Source organism: Spirosoma knui (genome assembly GCF_054780635.1).
Genome location: NZ_BAAGVY010000017.1, coordinates 40294 through 58618 on the forward strand (window position 1 = coordinate 40294; position 18325 = coordinate 58618).

Consider the following 18325-nt stretch of genomic DNA (forward strand, 5'->3'; position numbering starts at 1 on the left):
GTGAGCATACACATACCTATCGTTCTGCTCACTTCCCGCTCCTCTCTTCTAACTACTCCAAAAGCCATGTTCAAGCAATTCATCTCAAAATTACCCGGAGCGGACGTCTATATGGTCGGTTCGTTCCTGACCTTTCTGGTCTTCTTTCTTCTGGTCGGGCTGTATCTGGTGCTGGCCGACAAACGTCACCTTCAGCAAATCAGCCGTCTGCCCCTCGACGAAGCCACCGACGCCTAATCAAGACCAACCATGAACCTGCTTTTAACGAACCTGTCTGACCCCGCCAATCAATCATCCGTATGGAACCTTACCTCGGGCGACGACCTGCTGTGGTACGTAGTCATCCTGCTGGTAGCCGCTGGTATTGGCCTGATTCTGGCGACAACGCTTTACCTGGCCTACATCCTGCGCCGTACGCTGACTCCGCAGCAGGAAGCTAAGCCTGTCGACACCCGCTCGCTCTGGCAGCGTATTTCGGGCTTACATTCCCTGAGTCAGGAGAAAGACCTGGTGATGGAACACGCCTACGACGGTATTGCCGAGCTGGACAACCCGACGCCCCCCTGGTTTATGGGCCTGTTCTACGGAACCATTGGTTTCGGCGTCATTTATCTGCTGATCTTCCACGTCATCGGTACCGGAAACATCATGGAGCAGGAATATACCCAGGAAGTAGCCATTGCCGAGAAAGAACGGGAAGCGTATCTGAAGCTGGTTGCCGGTAAGATCAACGAAAACACCGTAACGCAGCTGACCGACAGCAAAGGCATCGAAGCGGGTAAGGTTCTATTTAACCAGTATTGCACCGCCTGCCACGGTCAGAACGGCGAAGGAAAAGTTGGCCCTAACCTAACCGACGAGTACTGGCTGCACGGTGGCACTGTCAAGGCTATTTATCATACTGTCACAGAGGGAGTTCCCGAAAAAGGTATGCTCGCATGGAAAAAGCAGCTGAATCCCTTACAGATCCAACAGGTAGCCAGCTATATCCTATCCTTACAAGGCACAAAGCCGGCCGATGCTAAAGAACCACAGGGCGAAAAAGTGATCCCGGAATTACCAGCACAGACCGAAAAAGTAGCCGGGCGCTAATTCATAGTCATTAGTGGTCATTCGTTACGCTGTCATTGACTGCGGCATAATCAGGAACTTGTTTCTACGAAATATCAATACTGACCATTAATGACTAATGACGCGCAGCGAATGACCACCAATGACTTAATGACCAAAAAATGGTAACCGAGCTCAACGACCCGAAAAAGCCACTTGATGACTATTTCCGTAGTCATATGCCCAATACGGATCCGTCCGGAAAGCGGCAGTGGTTATATCCCCGCGAAGTAACTGGGCGATATTACCGTTGGCGTACCGTAGTGGCCTGGGCATTACTGGCTATGCTCTTTGCCGGCCCGTTCTTATGTCGCGATGGTCAGCCGCTGTTTCTGTTCAACGTACTAGAGCGTAAGTTCAACTTCTTTGGCGTTACGTTCTGGCCGCAGGATTTTCACCTGGTTGCGATGGGGCTGCTGGTTTTCATCGTCTTCATTACCCTCTTTACGGTCGTTTACGGACGTGTCTGGTGCGGCTGGGCTTGTCCGCAAACCATCTTTATGGAGATGGTTTTCCGCAAAATTGAATTCTGGATTGAAGGCGACTACAAAGCCCGCCAACGGCTCGACGCTAGTTCCTGGACTGCTGAAAAAATTCTAAAGAAAGGCGCCAAACACAGTGTCTTTTTTCTGATCTCGTTTATCATCAGCAATACGTTCCTGGCCTATATCATCGGCAAAGATGCGCTGCTGGAGATCGTTACCGACCATCCGGCAAATCACCTCATCGGTTTGGTAACCATTCTTGTGTTTACGGGCGTATTCTACGCGGTGTTTGCCTGGCTGCGTGAAATTGTCTGCACCACCATTTGCCCTTATGGCCGCCTACAGGGGGTTCTCCTGGATAAGAAGTCAGTTGTTGTGGCGTATGATGATGTCCGCGGAGAACCCAGAGGAAAAAAGCAAAGGGCTAAAGGCCTGGAGCACAGTCAAGAAGTATCCCCATGCTCTACGCCCTTAACCCCCAGCCATAAGGGCGACTGCATTGACTGTAAGCTTTGCGTGCAGGTCTGCCCGACCGGCATCGACATCCGGAACGGGGTGCAGATGGAGTGCATTAACTGCACGGCCTGCATCGACGCCTGCGATGATGTGATGGACAAAATTGGTCGTCCGCGTGGCTTGATCCGCTACGATTCGCTCGACGGTATTCAGAGCCGCAAACCCTGGCGGATCACCACCCGTATGGCAGCGTATAGCCTGGTCCTGGTGCTGCTTATGGGCGTATGGGCCTTCTTACTGACGAACCGGGCCGATTTGGAAACGACCATATTGCGCGCGCCCGGCCAACTGTTTCAGCGCGAACCGGGCGGCAAAATCTCAAACCTGTACCTGGTTGAGCTTGTCAACAAAACGCATAGTGCCCGTTCCGTTACGTTCCGGGTCAACTACCCCGGCGCTTCCCTCCGGATGGTTCAGCCACTCACCCACGTAGCAGCCGATGAGCTAACTAAAGGCATGTTTTTCATATTGCTCCCGGAAAAGGCCATCCACGAAAGCAGCACCAAGCTGGAAATTGAGGTCGTATCCGAAGGCGTCGTCCTCGACAACGTCAAAACCACCTTCCTTGGACCAGTATCTCAATGAGTGAAAGAGCGAATGAGTGACTTGGAGAGACTTACTCATAGTAGCTCTGCTGGGCTACCGTAAAGCGAAAGCTTGTAATAACAATTCACTCAATCACTCATTCGCTCTTTCACTCATTAGAAGACCTGACAAATGCTTGGTAGACGACTGAGCCTGGTCATGTAGTAAGGTGCCGGATCGCGCGACCTTTACGTAGATCATTACTCCATAAAACTATGAGCTGGGGAAAAGCGATTCCGCTTGTATTTGTCTTTTTTGCGGGCTTTATCTGCACCTTGGTGTTCAGAATGAGCCGTCAACACATCGACCTCGTACGCGACGATTATTACCAGGACGAAATTGCCTATCAACAACATATTGACCGGGTCAACAACGCCCGGCAAAATACGGCCGTCGCCATTACGTATCAGGCTAACGAGCAACGTATTGTTTTTGCCCTACCCGACTCTCTGCAAAAAGGTGAGATTACCTTTTACCGCCCCGCCGACCGCGAGCAGGATTTTAGCCTACCGGTTCCGGCGCAACACGCGGCCGAGCAAATTATTCCTACAGGTAGCTTAGCGAAAGGCTACTGGCGGGTGCAGTTTAGCTGGTCCGACGGCCAGCGCGAGTATTATACCGAAAAGCAAATCCACCTGTAAAATGTCACCCTGGTTTATTACCGCTCTACTGACTGGTCTCATCAGTAGTGTACACTGTGTGGGTATGTGCGGCCCTCTGGTGGCGGCACTACCCATCGGTCGATTGCCCCATACCCAGCGTTGGCTGGCGGTGGGGCTGTATCATGCTGGGCGTATCACGACCTACAGCAGCCTGGGCGCGTTGGCGGGCACAATGGGCCTGGGGCTTCACTTATTAGGCTGGCAGCGCCCGCTGGCGGTAATCTGCGGAGTCGTTCTGTTGATTGGTACGGTATGGCGCAGTAACTGGGCGACTCAGTTACGTCTCCCCCGTTTCAATCAGTGGGTGACCAGAACGTTCAGCCAGCACCTCCGCAAGACGGGCTGGGCGGGTTTCGCCGGGCTCGGCATTTTAAACGGATTACTTCCCTGCGGCTTTACCTACGTAGCGCTGGCAGGTACGCTCGCGACCGATACGCCTGTAGCCGGGGCGTCGTACATGCTATTCTTTGGACTGGGTACGCTCCCGGCGTTACTGGGCGTCAATGCGGTCATGAACTGGTTAAGCGACATCGGACGGCAGCGCATCAATCGGTTTCTCTCTGTAGCGACGGTTATTGTGGCGTTACTGCTCATCAGCCGGGGGCTTACCCACTACAAATTACCCGCCCGCCCCACCGATCCCATTCCGGTTTGCCACGGCACGCTCGCCACGCGCTAAGGGCATGGGGCAAAGGGCGTAGGGCATGGAAATGTTTTCCCCTGTACCCCCTACGCCCCTTACCCCACGCCCCCTGCCCTACCTTACAGCAAGTTCAGCGTCATCATGCCCGACAGAAACTGAACGCAGCCGTCTTTGATACGAACAAACTCGTCAATAAGTATCGTGGCGTGACGTTCAATCGTCGTCGATAAACCAAAACGCTGGTCGCGGCAGGGAACCTGCTCGTTTGCCTTCTGGCAGTACGTACTCTCGCAAATCATATCGCGACGTAAGCGCTTTAAGCGGGCTCGCAACTGATTCAGATTCCCGTAATAGTCAATCGCGCTGTGCCGGAGACTACGGTAATTGTAGCGGTTCAGTACGTCGAGCAATAGCGTTTGCAGTTGCTCAATTTCTTCTTCCTGCCGACGGATCGTCTGTTGCAGTTGCTGGTACTCGTGATGACAGCTTACCATAGTTAAAGGAGTGATAGTGGGCGTATACGGACGTAATGAATCCATACGATTTATGGGCTATAATGCCTGACGAAGTTTATCGCTTACTTGGGAAGAAATTTCAGCGCTACCAGTCACGCCTGTATGTCGCCAGATTTCCGACCCTCGTTTAAGCAAGACAAACGAGGGCTGAGCGGCAAAGCCGAAACTAGTAACGACTTCAGGGTGAGTTGTTTCACTTACACGCATGATACGCACCGCCGGATCGAGCATCGACCGAGTCTGTTCCAGCAAATGCTCCATCTCTACGCGGTAGCCCGAAGCCGCTGGTATATAGACCAGTAAGACGGGCGGTTGGGGAGCTATCTGAAGCGAAGAAGATGTCATGACAACAAACCAGTTTTCAACTGCTCAAAATTGGCAGTATTCCCGCTGAGGTCTCGTGAGGGAGATCAACCCCAGAACTGACTTTTATCAGGCGAGTTAGTTTGGTTAATCTTTACTTTGCAAGACGAAACCCCAGTTAGTATGTTCGACGACTCATTTGAGGCCGTTTTTACGCATGCCACCATCGCCATTCTGGTCTCTGACGAGACTGGACGTATCATATCGGCGAACCGCTCCGCCCTGACCCTGTTTGGCTACGACGACATGAGTAGCCTGCGCATCGAAGCGCTCGTGCCGGATACCGTTGTTAACCGCCACCAACGGCTGCGCGAATCGTTCAATGCCAACCCGCAGGTTCGGGCTATGGGGCACGAACGCGACCTCTACGCCAAACGTAGTGATGATACGGTATTCCCGGCGGAGATCAGCTTAAGTTATTTCCGGCGCGAGGGGCAGTTGTTTGTCGTATCGTACATCATCGACATTACGTATAAAAAGGAATCGGAGCGGAAGTTGTTGGAGCAAAAAGACAGCATTGAACAGCTGAACGCCCAGCTCGAACAAAAGGTAGCCGACCGTACGCATGCGCTCATGGCGACGCTGCACCAACTCGAAGAATCGAAAGATGAACTGGCTAAGGCTCTGGCCGCCGAGCGGGAGTTAGGCGAGTTGAAATCCCGCTTTGTGTCGATGGCCTCGCATGAGTTCCGGACCCCCTTAAGCGCCGTACTCACCTCCGCTTCGCTGATTGAAAAATATCCGGGAGCCGACCAGCAGGATAAGCGGCTCAAGCATATTCACCGGATTAAGTCGTCGGTGAATCACCTTAACGATATTCTGGAAGAGTTTTTATCCGTAGGTCGACTGGAAGAAGGCCGGGTTGAAGCGACCTGGTCACTGGTTGATATCCCTAAATTAGCTGCGGAGGTCATTGTCGACCTACAGGATATGTTGAAAGCGGGGCAGAGCGTACAAACCGACTTTAACTGCTCGAAGCCGATTTTGTCGGACCCATCGCTGCTCCGCAAAATTCTGCTGAATCTGCTTTCGAACGCCATTAAGTACTCGGGCGAAAACCACCCGGTGCATCTGTCGGCGCATTGTCAGGAAACGGCACTCGTAGTGGTGGTTCGTGACCAGGGAATTGGCATTTCAGCCGACGATCAAAAGCACTTATTTGAGCGGTTCTTCCGGGCTAAAAACGCGACTAATTTTGCGGGTACCGGACTCGGGCTGCATATTGTTGGCAAATACCTCGAACTCCTGGGTGGTTCGGTTGAACTATCCAGCCACCTGGAAGAAGGCACCACCATCACCCTCACGCTCCCTTATGAAAACCATTCTGTTGATTGAAGATAACGCAGACATTCGCGAAAACACAGCCGAAATTCTGGAACTGGCTGGCTACCGCGTCCTGACCGCCGAAAACGGTAAACTCGGCGTCGAGCAGGCGCTGGCCGACCGACCCGACCTAATTATTTGCGACATTATGATGCCCGTGCTGGACGGGTATGGCGTGTTGCACATTGTCAATAAAAACCCCGAGCTGAGCGGTATTCCCTTTATTTTCCTAACGGCAAAATCCGAGCGGGTCGACTTCCGCCGGGGTATGGAACTAGGTGCCGACGACTATCTGACCAAGCCCTTCGACGATACCGAACTCTTGAGCGCGATTGAAGGTCGACTGAATCGCTTTGAAAAAGTGGCTCCTGCGTTACGTTCCGATTATAACCTGGAACGCGAAGGCCTTACCCAATTCCTCGACGATGTGCGTACCACGGGGGGGCTGGAAAGCCTTTCGGCCGACCGTAAAGTGCATCGGGTAGCCAAAAAGCAGTTTATCTACACGGAAGGCGACGAGCCAACACGCCTGTATTTTCTGAAAAGCGGCCGGGTGAAGGCCATGCGCACTAATACCGACGGCAAAGAACTGGTTACGGGCATCTACGGAGCAGGCGAGTTTTTTGGTTATTTGCCCTTACTCGAAGAAACGAACTACACCGATTCAGCCGTTACGCTCGACGACTCCGAGCTTATTTACATTCCGCAGGCCGACTTCCAGCAACTGCTGACGGCCCGGCCCGAGGTGAGTCGCCAGTTTATCCAGTTGCTGGCCGGGCGGGTCAGCGAGCGTGAGCAGCAGTTGTTAGGTATGGCATACGGCTCGTTACGTCGCCGGGTTGCCGACGCGCTGCTGCGCCTGCATACGACGCAGTCTAATGGTGAAGCCGCCCCAATCCAGCTCTCGCGCGACGACCTGGCCGCCGTGGTTGGCACGGCGACCGAGTCACTCATCCGAACCTTAAGCGAGTTCAAGCAGGACGGTTTGATCGAGGTAAGCCCCGCCGGTATACGCGTACTGCAACCCGACAAGCTTCGCCGGGCCAACTGGTAACACCCGCCTGACAAATATCAGACTCCCCCATGAGCCTGCTCAGCCAATAGGATAACTGAGCAGGCTATTTTTGTCTTATAATTTATGTCATTGATTGTCAAACGAGTCTTTACTACTAATGACTATTCAATGACAAGCTAATGACCTTTCCAAATCATGAAAACGGCTTTTTATTCGACTGATTGCTCGATCGACTCTGCGCTTGTTTTACGCCGATGGATGGCTGAACACGCTCACGAACCCGTCTGCCTGACAATCGTCTATCCCTATGATGTGGAGGCTGGTACGTCGCTGAACAAAGAAACCTGCCGGACCATCAAGCAGGAAGCAAAGAGCCGACTGGACCAGTGGCTGGACCTGATTCCACAGACCGCTACCGATCAGTTAAAGCCCGAAACGCTGTTAGCCAGTCCTAATTTAGCCGTTAAACTGCACGCGCTGCTTCGTCGCTACGATTACCTTCTCGTCGACGCACAGGTACAAGAGTTGTCCGACGAAACCCTGGCCATGCTCAGCCAAACGAATGCACAACTGATCTCTGTTTCGGGCGCGATGGCAGTGGCGTAACTCGCTTTGAGTTGCTCGTTTATAAGCAGTTACTAATACGTAATATTGCTGCCGTATAGTCACGCCACGGCAGCAACTTCTCGAAGTCAGCTTTTACAGCAAAGCAAAGAGGTCTTTAACGCCCAGCATTCGTTTGCTGATAAAGCCTTCGCCAAATTCCGCGCCGATCATGTGTCCGTGCTCTCGGGTGCGGGCCTCCAGAAACTTCATAAACGGCTCGCCGGAAATATAGCTCTGCGGCTCGTTAATGTTCGGGTTAAAGAACTGGCTTTGATACGCTTTTATAGCGGCAATTTTACCTTCCCAATACGGCGTTACGTCGACCACAAAGTCGGGTTTCAGCGACCGGTCCTGAATGAAGTGGTAAACCAGCACAGGTCGGTGTGCTTCCTGCGGTTGCCCATCTTTACCGACGGTTTTAATCTGGCGCAACCCCGAATAAAAACAAGCGTCCACGACTAATTGAGCCGCCCGGCCATGATCAGGGTGTCGATCGTCGGGGGTATTCGTCAGGACGATCTGAGGCTTGAACTGACGAATAACCGGAATCAGCGCCAACTGGTGTTCTTCGTCGTTCCGGAAAAATCCATCGCGAAAGCCCATGTTCTCGCGGGCTACTAATCCCATTATCCTGGCCCCTTCCGCCGACTCCCGCAACCGGATTTCGGGGGTACCGCGTGTACCGAGTTCCCCACGGGTCAGGTCGACCCCGGCAACTGTTTTACCCTGCGCAACAAGAGAGAGTATTGTACCGGCACAGGTCATTTCAATATCATCCGGATGAGCAGCAATGGCTAAAACGTCGGCGGTCATGGTGGTAGATTTGTGGTTTGGTGGCTTTATCTCGCTGGTTAATCAGCCCTACGAGTTATTCAGTCAATCAATCCGGCCTACTTTTTGTTCGCTCATCCGAACGACAGACTATTATTTTTTTCACTGAAACACGTTACTTTGGCGAAGTAAGGCCCAACCGGTTGTATGAAATCGTCGGCCTTGTTCCACTACACGCTATACTCCCATATTCACTATTTGTAACCTAACCCCATGTCCTACAAAGCGCTCGCCCTTCAGCTAACCTGCCAAACCGTTAACTCGTACCAGACCCGTGAAGATGCCGAAGCTGTGATGCTTCAAACCATTGAGCGTATCGAAAAACAAATTGCCGCTTCCATTGGCCTCATCGGCCGAGATACCCTACTAGTGGTAGTTCCCGAGTTTTTTCTGACGGGATTTCCACTGGGCGAAACCATTGAGGAATGGCGGGAAAAAGCTGCGCTGGAGATCGACGGACGTATTTACGAAGCCCTGGGTGCAATGGTGCAACGGCAGCAGATTTACTTTTCCGGCAATGCGTTCGAGCAGGATCCCTTCTTCCCGGAGCTGTATTTCCAAACGAGTTTTATCATTGGCCCGAACGGCGACATTCTGTTACGTTACCGCCGTCTGAACGCCATGTACATACCTACCCCACACGATGTATGGGAACTCTACCTGGACGCTTACGGCTATGACTCCTTGTTTCCGGTCATAAAAACAAACATTGGTAACCTGGCCTGCGTAGCTTCCGAAGACATTTTATACCCCGAAGTAGCCCGCTGCCTGACCATGCGCGGAGCCGAGGTGCTGCTACACTCCACTTCCGAAATTGGCAGCCCCCTGCAAACACAAAAGAACGTAGCGAAACAAGCGCGGGCTATCGAGAACATGGCTTACGTAGTATCGGCCAACTCCGCAGGCATTATGAACAACGCTATCCCCTTCGGCTCAAACGATGCCGGCTCTAAACTGGTTGATCCGAGGGGCGTAGTGCTGGCCGAGGCTGGGTACGGCGAAAGTATGGTGGCCAATGCCGACATCGATCTGGCTGCGTTGCGCGAGTTTCGGCAGCGCCCGGCCGTGGGCAATCTCCTGGCCCGGCAACGGTTCGAACTGTATGGCGAAAGCTATACTAAAACCAGTATTTATCCGCCCGGCACGCTCTTGAGCCAACCTGCCGAACGTCAGCAATTCGTAAAAACCCAGCAGGAAGTCATAAAAAAGCTGTATAGCTAGGCAAAAAATCGTACGTCAGGCTACCCTACAGTGGCCTGACGTACGAACAACGATTGTTCAGACAGTAAGATCATTACCTTCTGCCCAGACTTTTGCGGGCTTCTGATATGCGGGCTGTAGTAACACGTATCTATCCAGACTAACCTGTCCTCTACCCAACGTAGAGCCGCTCTTCTTCCAAAGCTTTCTGATAGTTTTCCTTATCAAACTCGTAGAGGTAAGGGGCTTTGTGCGCTCCTCCGGTTTTCCGTTCGTCCAGGCGCTTCAGCACACCGTAGCCCAGCATCCGCTTCTGAAAATTTCGTCGGTCCAGCGACTGCCCCAGAATGGTTTCGTACAGCTGTTGCAAATCGGGCATAGTAAACCTACTGCCTAGCAAGTTGTAGCCAATGGGCTGGTAACTAAGCTGCCGACGAAGCGTTTTCAGCGCCAGGCTGATCATATCGTTGTGATCGAACAGCAGCGGAGGAATCTGATCAACATCCCACCAGCGGCATTCATCCGTAAAGACATCGGGCGTCGGGGTCACTTCCGCAAACTCAACCAAGGCGTAATACCCTACTGAAACGTCCCGCCCAACGATGTCCTGACTCACTTCGGCGGGCAATCCCAGCTTTAGCATGGTTTCTTCGCGGCTGTAATTTTTATATCGTATTACGTCGCCAAACGTATGAAACTGTTGTAGAAACACTTCGCTCAGCCCGGTTCGCTCCCGCAAACTCCGATAGGCCGCATCGTCCACGTTTTCGTGGTGACCAACGCGTCCGCCCGGCAAACACCAATCTTCGGTTTCTTTCCAGCGCAACAGCAGCACTTTAAGCTGACCACTGTGAAATCCGAAAATGACGCAGTCGATCGATACCGATGGTACGCACTCTTCTTTTATTTTTCGAACTAGCTGTAATACTTCTTTTTTGTACTCCATCCTGAAAAACTAAAAAATATTATATTGCGTACCAAATACACATTGAAAAATTAGTTTTATCATTGTGTTCATAATACGCATTAATAATGAGCATTAACTTTCCTTCCGTAAAACCTTATCAGTCAATAGCGGCTTTGTGCGTTGGTGCTATTGGGTTATGGGCCTACGCTGGCAGATCCATCAACGCCCCCGGCGATAAACCCGAAGAGAACCGGTTCACCAAGGTGGTGCTGGCCGAAAAGCTCAACGAGCCGCTGGAAATGACAATTTTACCCGACGAGCGGGTGCTATTAATTGAGCGGCATGGCGATGTACGTCTCTATTCGCCAACGACAAAACAACTCAAAACCATCGCCACGATTCCCGTCAGCACAAAGTATAAAGATAAAGAAGGGAACGAAACTGAGGCTGAAGATGGTCTGCTGGGCGTTAACATCGACCCAAATTTTTCTCAGAATCACTGGATCTATCTCTATTACTCCCCAGCAGGCTCAGAAGCCAAGAACATTCTGACCCGCTACGAGCTAAAAGGCGATGAGTTAGTGCTTTCATCCAAAAAAGTATTGCTGGAAGTGCCTGTGCAACGCGAGCAATGCTGCCATACGGGTGGCTCAATTGACTGGGATCGTGATGGTAACCTGTACCTCTCCACCGGCGACAATACCTCACCCAGAGCTACTCTATACGCTCCGATCGACGAACGGGAAGGTCGCGGCCCGTGGGATGCGCAAAAATCGTCGGGCAACACCAACGACCTACGCGGAAAGATCATCCGAATTCACCCCGAAGCCGACGGTACGTATACTATTCCAGACGGAAACCTGTTTCCAAAAGGTACGGCGAAGACTCGTCCTGAAATCTACACCATGGGGCACCGCAATCCCTACCGTATCTCGGTTGACAAGCACACCGGTTATTTGTACTGGGGCGATGTCGGTCCCGACGCGGGCGTCGATTCGGCAGGAGTTGGCCCTATGGCTGAAGACGAATACAACCAGGCTCGCCAGGCGGGTAATTTCGGCTGGCCTTATTTTGTGGGCGATAACAAAGCCTACTACGACGTCGATTTCGCGACGAACAAGAAGGGAGCGCAGTTCGATCCGGCTCATCCGATCAATGATTCGCCTAATAACACCGGCTTGCGCGATCTTCCGCCTGCCCAGCCAGCCCTGATCTCTTACCCTGCCTCTGAAACCAAGAAGTTTCCGTTCATGGGTACGGGTGGACGTAGTGCTATGGCGGGACCAGCCTACCACAAAGATGACTTTAAGGGGGCCAAACGCTCGTTTCCTGATTATTACAACGGCAAGGTGTTCTTCTACGAGTGGATGCGCGATCTGATTCTGTCGGTCAGCTTCAACGACAAGGGCGACATGACGAACGTCGAGCGATTCCTGCCAAACATGGCGTTCAGCCACCCAATCGATATGGCATTTGGACCGAATGGTGATCTGTACGTACTGGAGTATGGCACCGGCTGGTTTACCAAGAATGATGACTCGCGCCTGGTACGTATCGAATACAACGGCGGTAACCGCAAACCAGCCGTGCAGGCAGCCGCCAGCCAGACCGCCGGAGCCGTGCCGCTGAACGTGACCCTTTCATCTGAGGGAACAAAAGACTTCGACGGTGACGCCATGACGTATCAATGGAAGGTTTATTCAAAAGCGGGTGGGCAGCCTACGGTGCTGAACGAAGCCAATCCGACATTCACATTTCAAAAACCAGGCCAATACAAAGCGATTCTGACCGTAACGGATGCCAAAGGGGCAGCCGACACCCGTGAGCTGAACATTGTAGCGGGTAACCAGCCGCCGGTTGTAGCTCTCCAACTAACGAAAGGCAATAAGAGCTTTTATTTCCCCGGCGAGCCGATTGCTTACCAGGTTAATGTAACGGACAAAGAAGATGGTAGCCTGACGACGGGCAAGATTCAGCCCAAACAGGTGGTGGTCCGTGCGACGTACCAAGACGAAGCTACTGTACAGAATACCAGCCCAAGCGATGGCAACCCGGCCGGTCATAAATTTTCGGAAGCTGCATATCTGGGTAACGGCAAAGTGCTGATGGAAAAAAGCGATTGTAAAGCTTGTCACTTTACGGACAAAAAATCCATCGGACCGGCGTTCGTCGACGTAGCAAAACGCTATAAAAGCGATGCCAATGCGGTAGCTAGCTTATCAACTAAAATTATTAAAGGCGGTGGGGGCGTCTGGGGCGATGCCATAATGACCGCGCACCCGCAACTTGGCTCAGCCGATGCAGGTGAAATTGTCAAGTACATTCTAACCTTGTCGGACAAGCCTGTCGAAGCCCCGTTGCTGCCAACAAAAGGTACCGTCACACCGGCCAAAGACCAAAAGGGCAATCTGGTACTACAAGCGTCTTATAAGGATAAAGGAGCTAACGGCCTGCCCGCCCAATCATCCCAGCAGGCACTGGTGCTGCGGAACCCGCTGCTTCAGTTGGGAACGAGCGACAGCCAATCGAAAGGAACGATGATTTTCAAGTCGGGCCAACTTCCAGTCGTAGTCGTGATGGCGTCAGATACATATGTGCAGTTTAATAAACTGGACCTGACCGGTATCAAAGCGATGGAGTTTTCAGTAGCGATTCCTAAACAGGGGCTAAATGCCGCTGGTGGTCGCATTGAAGTGCGGGTCGATTCGCCGACCGGGCCCTTACTCGGACAAACCGAAGACTTACGTCCTTCCGAAGTGGAGGTAAAAAGCGCAGCCGACGCCTTCAAACCAAGTCTGGCCAAAGCTACCCTTTCGCCCGTGACCGGTGTACACGATTTGTACTTTGTCTTTAAGAACGAAAAAGCCGGTAAGGCTCCTCTGTTTGCCCCAATCACCGTTCAACTTTTTAACTAGTCTCCCAAAATCAAACGATCATGCCCCAATCCCGTCGTCAATTTCTGAACCAGCTTGGCTTATCAGCCGCCGGTCTGGGCTTTGCCTCTGCTTTACCAACTCAAACCTTCGCCGATATGACGGCTAAAGAATTTTCCGCTTCGGCGTTCCGATTTGATATGTCGCTCGCCGAATTCTCATTTGCGGGAGAACTGTTCTCTGGTAAAATGACCAACATGGAATTTCCAGCTAGGGCCAAAAACGAGTTCGGCATTAATGTGCTGGAGTACGTATCCATGTTTTTCAACAACAAGCACACCGACCAGACCTACCTGAAGGAGTTAAAGCAGCGAACCAACGATCTGGGTATGAAGAACAACCTCATCATGGTCGACGGGGCTAACATTGCCGATCTGGATGCAACCAAGCGGAAGCAGGCCGTCGAAGCGCACAAGGCCTGGGTGGATGCCGCCAAATATTTAGGCTGCACGGCCATCCGGGTCAATCTGGGTGATACGTCTATAGCCCTGTCCGGTGCCCCTGACGATCCGGCCGAAGAAGCCGCCAAAGCCGCTGCCGACGGCTATCATCAGCTGCTCGAATATGCTGCGAAGCAGAAGATTAATGTCATCGTTGAAAATCACTTTGGCAACTCAACCGACATCGACTGGCTGGTTGGCATTCTTAAACAAGTGAACATGCCCAACGCCGGTCTGCTGCCCGATTTCGGCAATTTCTGTCGGCAACGTAGCAAACCCGAAACCAACGACATTAAAGGCATAATGGCGACGAAGTGCCTGAAAGAATACGACCGCTACGAAGGTGTAAAGAAGATGATGCCCTACGCCAAAGGTATCAGTGCCAAAACGCATAAGTTCGATGCCAACGGCAACGAAACCGAAACGGATTTCCGCCGGATGTTCAAGATTATCAAAGATGCCGGGTTCACAGGTTACGTGGGCATCGAGTACGAGGGGGGTCTGATGAACATGTACAATCCGACGGGTGGTTATCTGCCTACCGCCGAAGGCATTAAAGCCACGAAAACCCTACTCGAACGGGTACGTACCGAACTGTCCTAGTGATTTGCGCAATCAAGTTCTACGGGCTATCTATCGGTAACCCGTAGAACATACCTCCACCCGGCGTACCTACCTGTAACCTCATATCACGTGAAAAGAATCGGTAAACTCATCCTCTGGAGTGTTCTTGGGCTTGTCTTGCTGTTGGCAGTGGCCATGGGCGTGTTCTTTTACAAGATTCAAAACGGTTTTCCCATAACGTATGAAACAGAGAAACCGACGATCAATTTTCCGCCGAACCAACCCGCTATCTTAGTATTTTCGAAAACAACGGCCTTCCGGCACGGTGAATCCATTGATGCTTCGAAACCGGTTTTTCAGACAATGGCCCGACGAAACAACTGGTTTGTTTACGAAACGGAGGAAGGGGGCGTTTTCAACCCAGAGCAGCTTCGGCAATTCGAAGCGGTTATCTTCAACAACTCCACAGGTCGGGTGCTCAATGATGAGCAACAGCAGGCACTAAGCCAGTACGTAGAAGCGGGTGGATCTTTGGTAGGTATTCACGGAGCCGGTGATAACTCACATCATTGGCCCTGGTACGAGACGAACCTGCTTGGTACCCAATTTTCTCACCATCCTATTAACCCCCACCTGCAGAAAACGGATGTACAAGTGGAAAAGGACGCCGATTCGACGCTGACTCATGATTTGCCTCCTTCGTGGATGCATGAAGATGAATGGTACGTCTTTCTGGGCCAGCCCAAAGGCGTTAACATCGTTTCTTACATTAACGGAGACAAGATCATCCCCAACGGCAATATGCTGTGGATTAAAAATAAAAACTTTGGGATGGGTAAGTACCACCCAGTCGCCTGGTATCGGTCCGTTGGCGAGGGAAAGACTTTTTACACATCTATGGGCCACTCTAAAGAAGTATGGCAGGACGCCCATTTCGTTCGTTTGGTAGAGAATGCCCTCCACTGGTCCATACGATAGACGCACTGTGAGCGTATAATCCGTAGATTTAAGAAATTTATTTAACCACAGTTTTAGCAAATCGATTAACATGAAAAAATTCGCCTTAACCCTTGCCTGTGCTTTTTCTCTGTCAGCCGTTTATGCTGCCGTTCCTGCGATTAGCACTCCTCCTGTAACGAACCAGCAACGTACCGATGACCCGGTCGATCTGAACCAGTACGTGGGTAAGTATAAATTTGAAGGACTACCTTTTGATTACCTCACTATCGCCGTAAAAGACGGCAAACTGACCGTTAATACGGGTACCGAAGAAGGCCCGCTGACCCCAATTAAAGATACTACCGACAAGTTTGATGCAGATGGCCGGGCCACGCTGAAGTTCAATCGGGATGAAAGCAAAAAAGTGACCAGCATCACCCTCGATGCGCAGGGCATGAGTTTTGAAGGCAAAAAAGAAGCGTAACCCCAACGTTCATTTTACCACTGATCTTGTCCTGACTGGAGGTAGAATGAATGCTTCACTCTAAAGTATCACGAAAGCTCCCACTAGCCCTACAGTGGGAGCTTTTGTATGACCGCTGGTTGTTCGGTGATATCTATTTCCTGCTCTGTAGGCTAGTAGTAGCATCTAGTTCCCCATTTAATCGTATATTAGGCTTATAGAGTTGTCGACGAGTTCACTTTGCGTATGCGTCTGGCGCACGTCGATGAAGCTAATTCTCTATTCTGCCATTGGATTAACGAGGTGATTCTCAGATTTTGGAAACCCAGCCTTAGCCTGCTTTTTGGGTGGTTACTACTAAGCCTGACGGCGCAGGCCCAGGGCGATTCGCTGTTTAAACTCCATCCTGACCAGCGTGTACTTCGACTCTGGCAGAGCGTTCCGTTCATCACGATTCGCCAGCGACCCTATCCACAGGAACGAGACTCAACCGCTTTTTTTGCTAAACTTGACCGGCTGGCGACCCTTGCCCAACAGAAGGATGATGAGCGTTTGTACTGGTCCATCCAGTTGCAGAAAATCCTGTTTCGCCATACGCAACTCGATCTACGTAGTAAGCCCTCGACTCAGTTCGAAGCCGCTCAGGAGTTGATGGATCAGTGTCCGGTGCGGGCGGTGCAGGCTGCGTACTGGTACTATCGGGGGCGGTTCGAATTTGGTCGGCAGCGGTTTGATGCCGGCTTTCGCTGGCTGCTGCGGGCTCAGCAGACGTTTGAGCAGATTGGCTACGGAAACATCCCCGAGATTAGTGAATACTTGTCAGGACTGGGAGGGCGGTATTATTTCTTTGGGGAGTATGCCACCTGTATCCGCTACATGGAAGCCTCCCTGCGATACCCATATCTAACGGTCCGGGCTCGGTTAGCCGCTCTGAATACCCTTGGCCTCTGCCAGCAGCACCTGGGCAATTACCCAAAAGCGCAGCGCCTATACGCGCAAACCCGTCAACTCGCCATTACGCACCGTGACTCGGCTTACACCGCCATTGCTACCACCAACCTGGGGCACATCCTCTTCCTGCGTCAGTGCGCCCCACAAGCACTGCCCTACCTCTATCAGGCCTATGACCTGAGCCTGCCGACTATACCCGAAAACGCAGCCCTGACCGACCTTTATCTGGCAAAAGCGTTGCTTGCGCTCGACAGTGCCGCTAAAGCAAAGACCTATATTGACCGCTCGACCCGCTTTTACAACAATCAGGTCTGGTCTGAATATAATCTCCAGTACGTTCAGGCCCGGACAATGTATTACAAAAAGACCGGCAACTACCGATTGGCCAAGGCATACCTGGATTCGACCCTGCAGCTACAGGATACCTTACGGGCCCGGTTTAATACCCGGCTGCTGGCTGCTTCACACACCCAAGCTAACGCCGAACGCTACCTGAGCGATCTGCGTAATCTGGAAACTGAGAAAGCAAATGCTGTTCAGGTACGTAACCTCATTCTGCTCGCACTGGTGCTGTTAGCCCTGCTGGGGGGCTATGCGCTCTGGCAGAATCAGCAAAAGCGCATGCAGGAAAAACGGGTGCTAGAGGCCGAGCAACAGCGGGCTCAGCAACTGCTAACCCAGTATATGGCCAACCTTCAGCAGAAGAACCAGCTCATTGAAACCATATCGGCCGAGCTAAACCAGTCTCGTAACGCACCAACTCAGTCATCAGCTAACCCTATGAACCCGGCTACCGTGGAAAATTTGCTCAATCGGGTGATTCTGACTGAAGTCGACTGGCAGCAGTTTAAGCACTTGCTTGAGGACGTGTATCCCGACTTTTTCGCGTCGCTGCACAACCGCTTTCCTGATCTGACTCCGGCTGAGATCCGATTGCTGGCCCTGCTCAAACTAGGCGTCTCCACCAAACAGATGGCCTTTATGCTGGGTGTAAATATGAATACCATCCGAACTGCACGCTACCGGCTACGTCGCAAGCTCGACCAGCACCAGCTCGACATCAACCTGGAAACTCTCATCCGGCAACTCTGATTGTTCGGCCTTTTATCTGGTCATTACCAGCTATTTTCTCGTTTCCGCTTTCAACACAATATCAGCGACTTACGACGATTGTCTACGCTTGGTATACACCTGTTGTCTACACTTTGCCTACGCTCAAAAATTGACAGGGAAGCCCTTTTCGACGCTGTTTTGTACGGGCTCTTGCTAAAACG

18 protein-coding genes are annotated in these 18325 nt (G+C 51.9%); 14 read left to right on the forward strand and 4 right to left on the reverse strand.

Annotated elements, in window-relative coordinates; all coding sequences use genetic code 11:
• Positions 1 to 66: 66 nt before the first annotated feature.
• From ACYVIY_RS25755 to ACYVIY_RS25775, 5 genes are all read left to right on the forward strand, one after another.
• Complete coding sequence (locus ACYVIY_RS25755) at positions 67 to 237, forward strand: hypothetical protein (protein WP_460979423.1); 171 nt, start codon at positions 67 to 69, stop codon at positions 235 to 237.
• Between the two features lie 12 nt (positions 238 to 249).
• Positions 250 to 1092 carry a cbb3-type cytochrome c oxidase N-terminal domain-containing protein gene (locus tag ACYVIY_RS25760; RefSeq protein ID WP_460979425.1) on the forward strand — a complete coding sequence of 281 codons (843 nt, stop codon included), beginning with the start codon at positions 250 to 252 and terminating at the stop codon, positions 1090 to 1092.
• A 140-nt stretch (positions 1093 to 1232) separates the two neighbouring features.
• Positions 1233 to 2696 (forward strand): cytochrome c oxidase accessory protein CcoG, encoded by a 1464-nt coding sequence (gene ccoG / locus ACYVIY_RS25765; RefSeq protein ID WP_460979426.1) that lies wholly within the window; start codon positions 1233 to 1235, stop codon positions 2694 to 2696.
• 215 nt (positions 2697 to 2911) lie between these two features.
• Positions 2912 to 3337 carry a FixH family protein gene (locus ACYVIY_RS25770; RefSeq protein ID WP_460979427.1) on the forward strand — a complete coding sequence of 142 codons (426 nt, stop codon included), beginning with the start codon at positions 2912 to 2914 and terminating at the stop codon, positions 3335 to 3337.
• Position 3338: 1 nt separating this feature from the next.
• Positions 3339 to 4037, forward strand: a complete 699-nt coding sequence (locus ACYVIY_RS25775) for a sulfite exporter TauE/SafE family protein (protein WP_460979428.1) — start codon at positions 3339 to 3341, stop codon at positions 4035 to 4037.
• Positions 4038 to 4120: 83 nt separating this feature from the next.
• Here the strand turns inward: ACYVIY_RS25775 and ACYVIY_RS25780 are convergent, their stop codons facing one another.
• Both ACYVIY_RS25780 and ACYVIY_RS25785 read right to left on the reverse strand, forming a co-directional pair.
• Positions 4121 to 4495, reverse strand: coding sequence for a hypothetical protein (locus ACYVIY_RS25780; protein ID WP_460979429.1), 375 nt, complete (start codon positions 4493 to 4495; stop codon positions 4121 to 4123).
• A 57-nt stretch (positions 4496 to 4552) separates the two neighbouring features.
• Positions 4553 to 4861 (reverse strand): thioredoxin domain-containing protein, encoded by a 309-nt coding sequence (locus ACYVIY_RS25785; RefSeq protein ID WP_460979430.1) that lies wholly within the window; start codon positions 4859 to 4861, stop codon positions 4553 to 4555.
• A 141-nt stretch (positions 4862 to 5002) separates the two neighbouring features.
• Here ACYVIY_RS25785 and ACYVIY_RS25790 point away from each other — a divergent pair, with 141 nt between their 5' ends.
• From ACYVIY_RS25790 to ACYVIY_RS25800, 3 genes are all read left to right on the forward strand, one after another.
• Complete coding sequence (locus ACYVIY_RS25790; RefSeq protein ID WP_460979431.1) at positions 5003 to 6214, forward strand: PAS domain-containing sensor histidine kinase; 1212 nt, start codon at positions 5003 to 5005, stop codon at positions 6212 to 6214.
• Positions 6192 to 7256: a response regulator gene (locus tag ACYVIY_RS25795; RefSeq protein WP_460979432.1), complete on the forward strand. Its 1065-nt coding sequence runs from the start codon at positions 6192 to 6194 to the stop codon at positions 7254 to 7256. Before ACYVIY_RS25790 ends, ACYVIY_RS25795 begins: the two co-directional genes overlap by 23 nt.
• 156 nt (positions 7257 to 7412) lie before the next feature.
• A complete protein-coding gene (locus tag ACYVIY_RS25800) occupies positions 7413 to 7823 on the forward strand; it encodes a GAT domain-containing protein (RefSeq protein ID WP_460979433.1) in 411 nt (136 codons plus the stop codon).
• Between the two features lie 93 nt (positions 7824 to 7916).
• On the opposite strand, the gene bshB1 is transcribed toward ACYVIY_RS25800, so the two are convergent.
• The gene (bshB1, locus tag ACYVIY_RS25805; RefSeq protein WP_460979434.1) at positions 7917 to 8636 is read right to left on the reverse strand and encodes a bacillithiol biosynthesis deacetylase BshB1; all 720 of its coding nucleotides are present in this window, start codon (positions 8634 to 8636) and stop codon (positions 7917 to 7919) included.
• Between the two features lie 231 nt (positions 8637 to 8867).
• Between bshB1 and ACYVIY_RS25810 the strand changes: the two genes are divergently transcribed.
• Complete coding sequence (locus tag ACYVIY_RS25810) at positions 8868 to 9875, forward strand: nitrilase-related carbon-nitrogen hydrolase (RefSeq protein WP_460979435.1); 1008 nt, start codon at positions 8868 to 8870, stop codon at positions 9873 to 9875.
• A gap of 151 nt (positions 9876 to 10026) precedes the next feature.
• Here the strand turns inward: ACYVIY_RS25810 and ACYVIY_RS25815 are convergent, their stop codons facing one another.
• Positions 10027 to 10800 carry an NUDIX hydrolase gene (locus tag ACYVIY_RS25815; protein WP_460979437.1) on the reverse strand — a complete coding sequence of 258 codons (774 nt, stop codon included), beginning with the start codon at positions 10798 to 10800 and terminating at the stop codon, positions 10027 to 10029.
• A gap of 86 nt (positions 10801 to 10886) precedes the next feature.
• On the opposite strand from ACYVIY_RS25815, the gene ACYVIY_RS25820 reads away from it, so the two are divergent.
• From ACYVIY_RS25820 to ACYVIY_RS25840, 5 genes are all read left to right on the forward strand, one after another.
• Positions 10887 to 13676 (forward strand): PQQ-dependent sugar dehydrogenase, encoded by a 2790-nt coding sequence (locus tag ACYVIY_RS25820; RefSeq protein ID WP_460979438.1) that lies wholly within the window; start codon positions 10887 to 10889, stop codon positions 13674 to 13676.
• 20 nt (positions 13677 to 13696) lie between these two features.
• A complete protein-coding gene (locus tag ACYVIY_RS25825; RefSeq protein ID WP_460979439.1) occupies positions 13697 to 14737 on the forward strand; it encodes a sugar phosphate isomerase/epimerase family protein in 1041 nt (346 codons plus the stop codon).
• Positions 14738 to 14827: 90 nt separating this feature from the next.
• Positions 14828 to 15676 (forward strand): ThuA domain-containing protein, encoded by an 849-nt coding sequence (locus ACYVIY_RS25830; protein WP_460979441.1) that lies wholly within the window; start codon positions 14828 to 14830, stop codon positions 15674 to 15676.
• Between the two features lie 70 nt (positions 15677 to 15746).
• Positions 15747 to 16121, forward strand: coding sequence for a DUF3471 domain-containing protein (locus tag ACYVIY_RS25835; RefSeq protein WP_460979442.1), 375 nt, complete (start codon positions 15747 to 15749; stop codon positions 16119 to 16121).
• Positions 16122 to 16403: 282 nt separating this feature from the next.
• On the forward strand, positions 16404 to 18143 hold the full coding sequence (locus tag ACYVIY_RS25840) for a tetratricopeptide repeat protein (RefSeq protein ID WP_460979443.1): 1740 nt from the start codon (positions 16404 to 16406) through the stop codon (positions 18141 to 18143).
• Positions 18144 to 18325: the final 182 nt, after the last annotated feature.

Excerpts from the sequence above, each read along its gene's own strand:
- ACYVIY_RS25755 (WP_460979423.1), top strand. The coding sequence starts at position 67 with ATGTTCAAGCAATTCATCTCAAAATTACCCGGAGCGGACGTCTATATG.
- ACYVIY_RS25760 (WP_460979425.1), top strand. The coding sequence starts at position 250 with ATGAACCTGCTTTTAACGAACCTGTCTGACCCCGCCAATCAATCATCC.
- ccoG (WP_460979426.1), top strand. The coding sequence starts at position 1,233 with ATGGTAACCGAGCTCAACGACCCGAAAAAGCCACTTGATGACTATTTC.
- ACYVIY_RS25770 (WP_460979427.1), top strand. The coding sequence starts at position 2,912 with ATGAGCTGGGGAAAAGCGATTCCGCTTGTATTTGTCTTTTTTGCGGGC.
- ACYVIY_RS25775 (WP_460979428.1), top strand. The coding sequence starts at position 3,339 with ATGTCACCCTGGTTTATTACCGCTCTACTGACTGGTCTCATCAGTAGT.
- ACYVIY_RS25780 (WP_460979429.1), bottom strand. The coding sequence starts at position 4,495 with ATGGTAAGCTGTCATCACGAGTACCAGCAACTGCAACAGACGATCCGT.
- ACYVIY_RS25785 (WP_460979430.1), bottom strand. The coding sequence starts at position 4,861 with ATGACATCTTCTTCGCTTCAGATAGCTCCCCAACCGCCCGTCTTACTG.
- ACYVIY_RS25790 (WP_460979431.1), top strand. The coding sequence starts at position 5,003 with ATGTTCGACGACTCATTTGAGGCCGTTTTTACGCATGCCACCATCGCC.
- ACYVIY_RS25795 (WP_460979432.1), top strand. The coding sequence starts at position 6,192 with ATGAAAACCATTCTGTTGATTGAAGATAACGCAGACATTCGCGAAAAC.
- ACYVIY_RS25800 (WP_460979433.1), top strand. The coding sequence starts at position 7,413 with ATGAAAACGGCTTTTTATTCGACTGATTGCTCGATCGACTCTGCGCTT.
- bshB1 (WP_460979434.1), bottom strand. The coding sequence starts at position 8,636 with ATGACCGCCGACGTTTTAGCCATTGCTGCTCATCCGGATGATATTGAA.
- ACYVIY_RS25810 (WP_460979435.1), top strand. The coding sequence starts at position 8,868 with ATGTCCTACAAAGCGCTCGCCCTTCAGCTAACCTGCCAAACCGTTAAC.
- ACYVIY_RS25815 (WP_460979437.1), bottom strand. The coding sequence starts at position 10,800 with ATGGAGTACAAAAAAGAAGTATTACAGCTAGTTCGAAAAATAAAAGAA.
- ACYVIY_RS25820 (WP_460979438.1), top strand. The coding sequence starts at position 10,887 with ATGAGCATTAACTTTCCTTCCGTAAAACCTTATCAGTCAATAGCGGCT.
- ACYVIY_RS25825 (WP_460979439.1), top strand. The coding sequence starts at position 13,697 with ATGCCCCAATCCCGTCGTCAATTTCTGAACCAGCTTGGCTTATCAGCC.
- ACYVIY_RS25835 (WP_460979442.1), top strand. The coding sequence starts at position 15,747 with ATGAAAAAATTCGCCTTAACCCTTGCCTGTGCTTTTTCTCTGTCAGCC.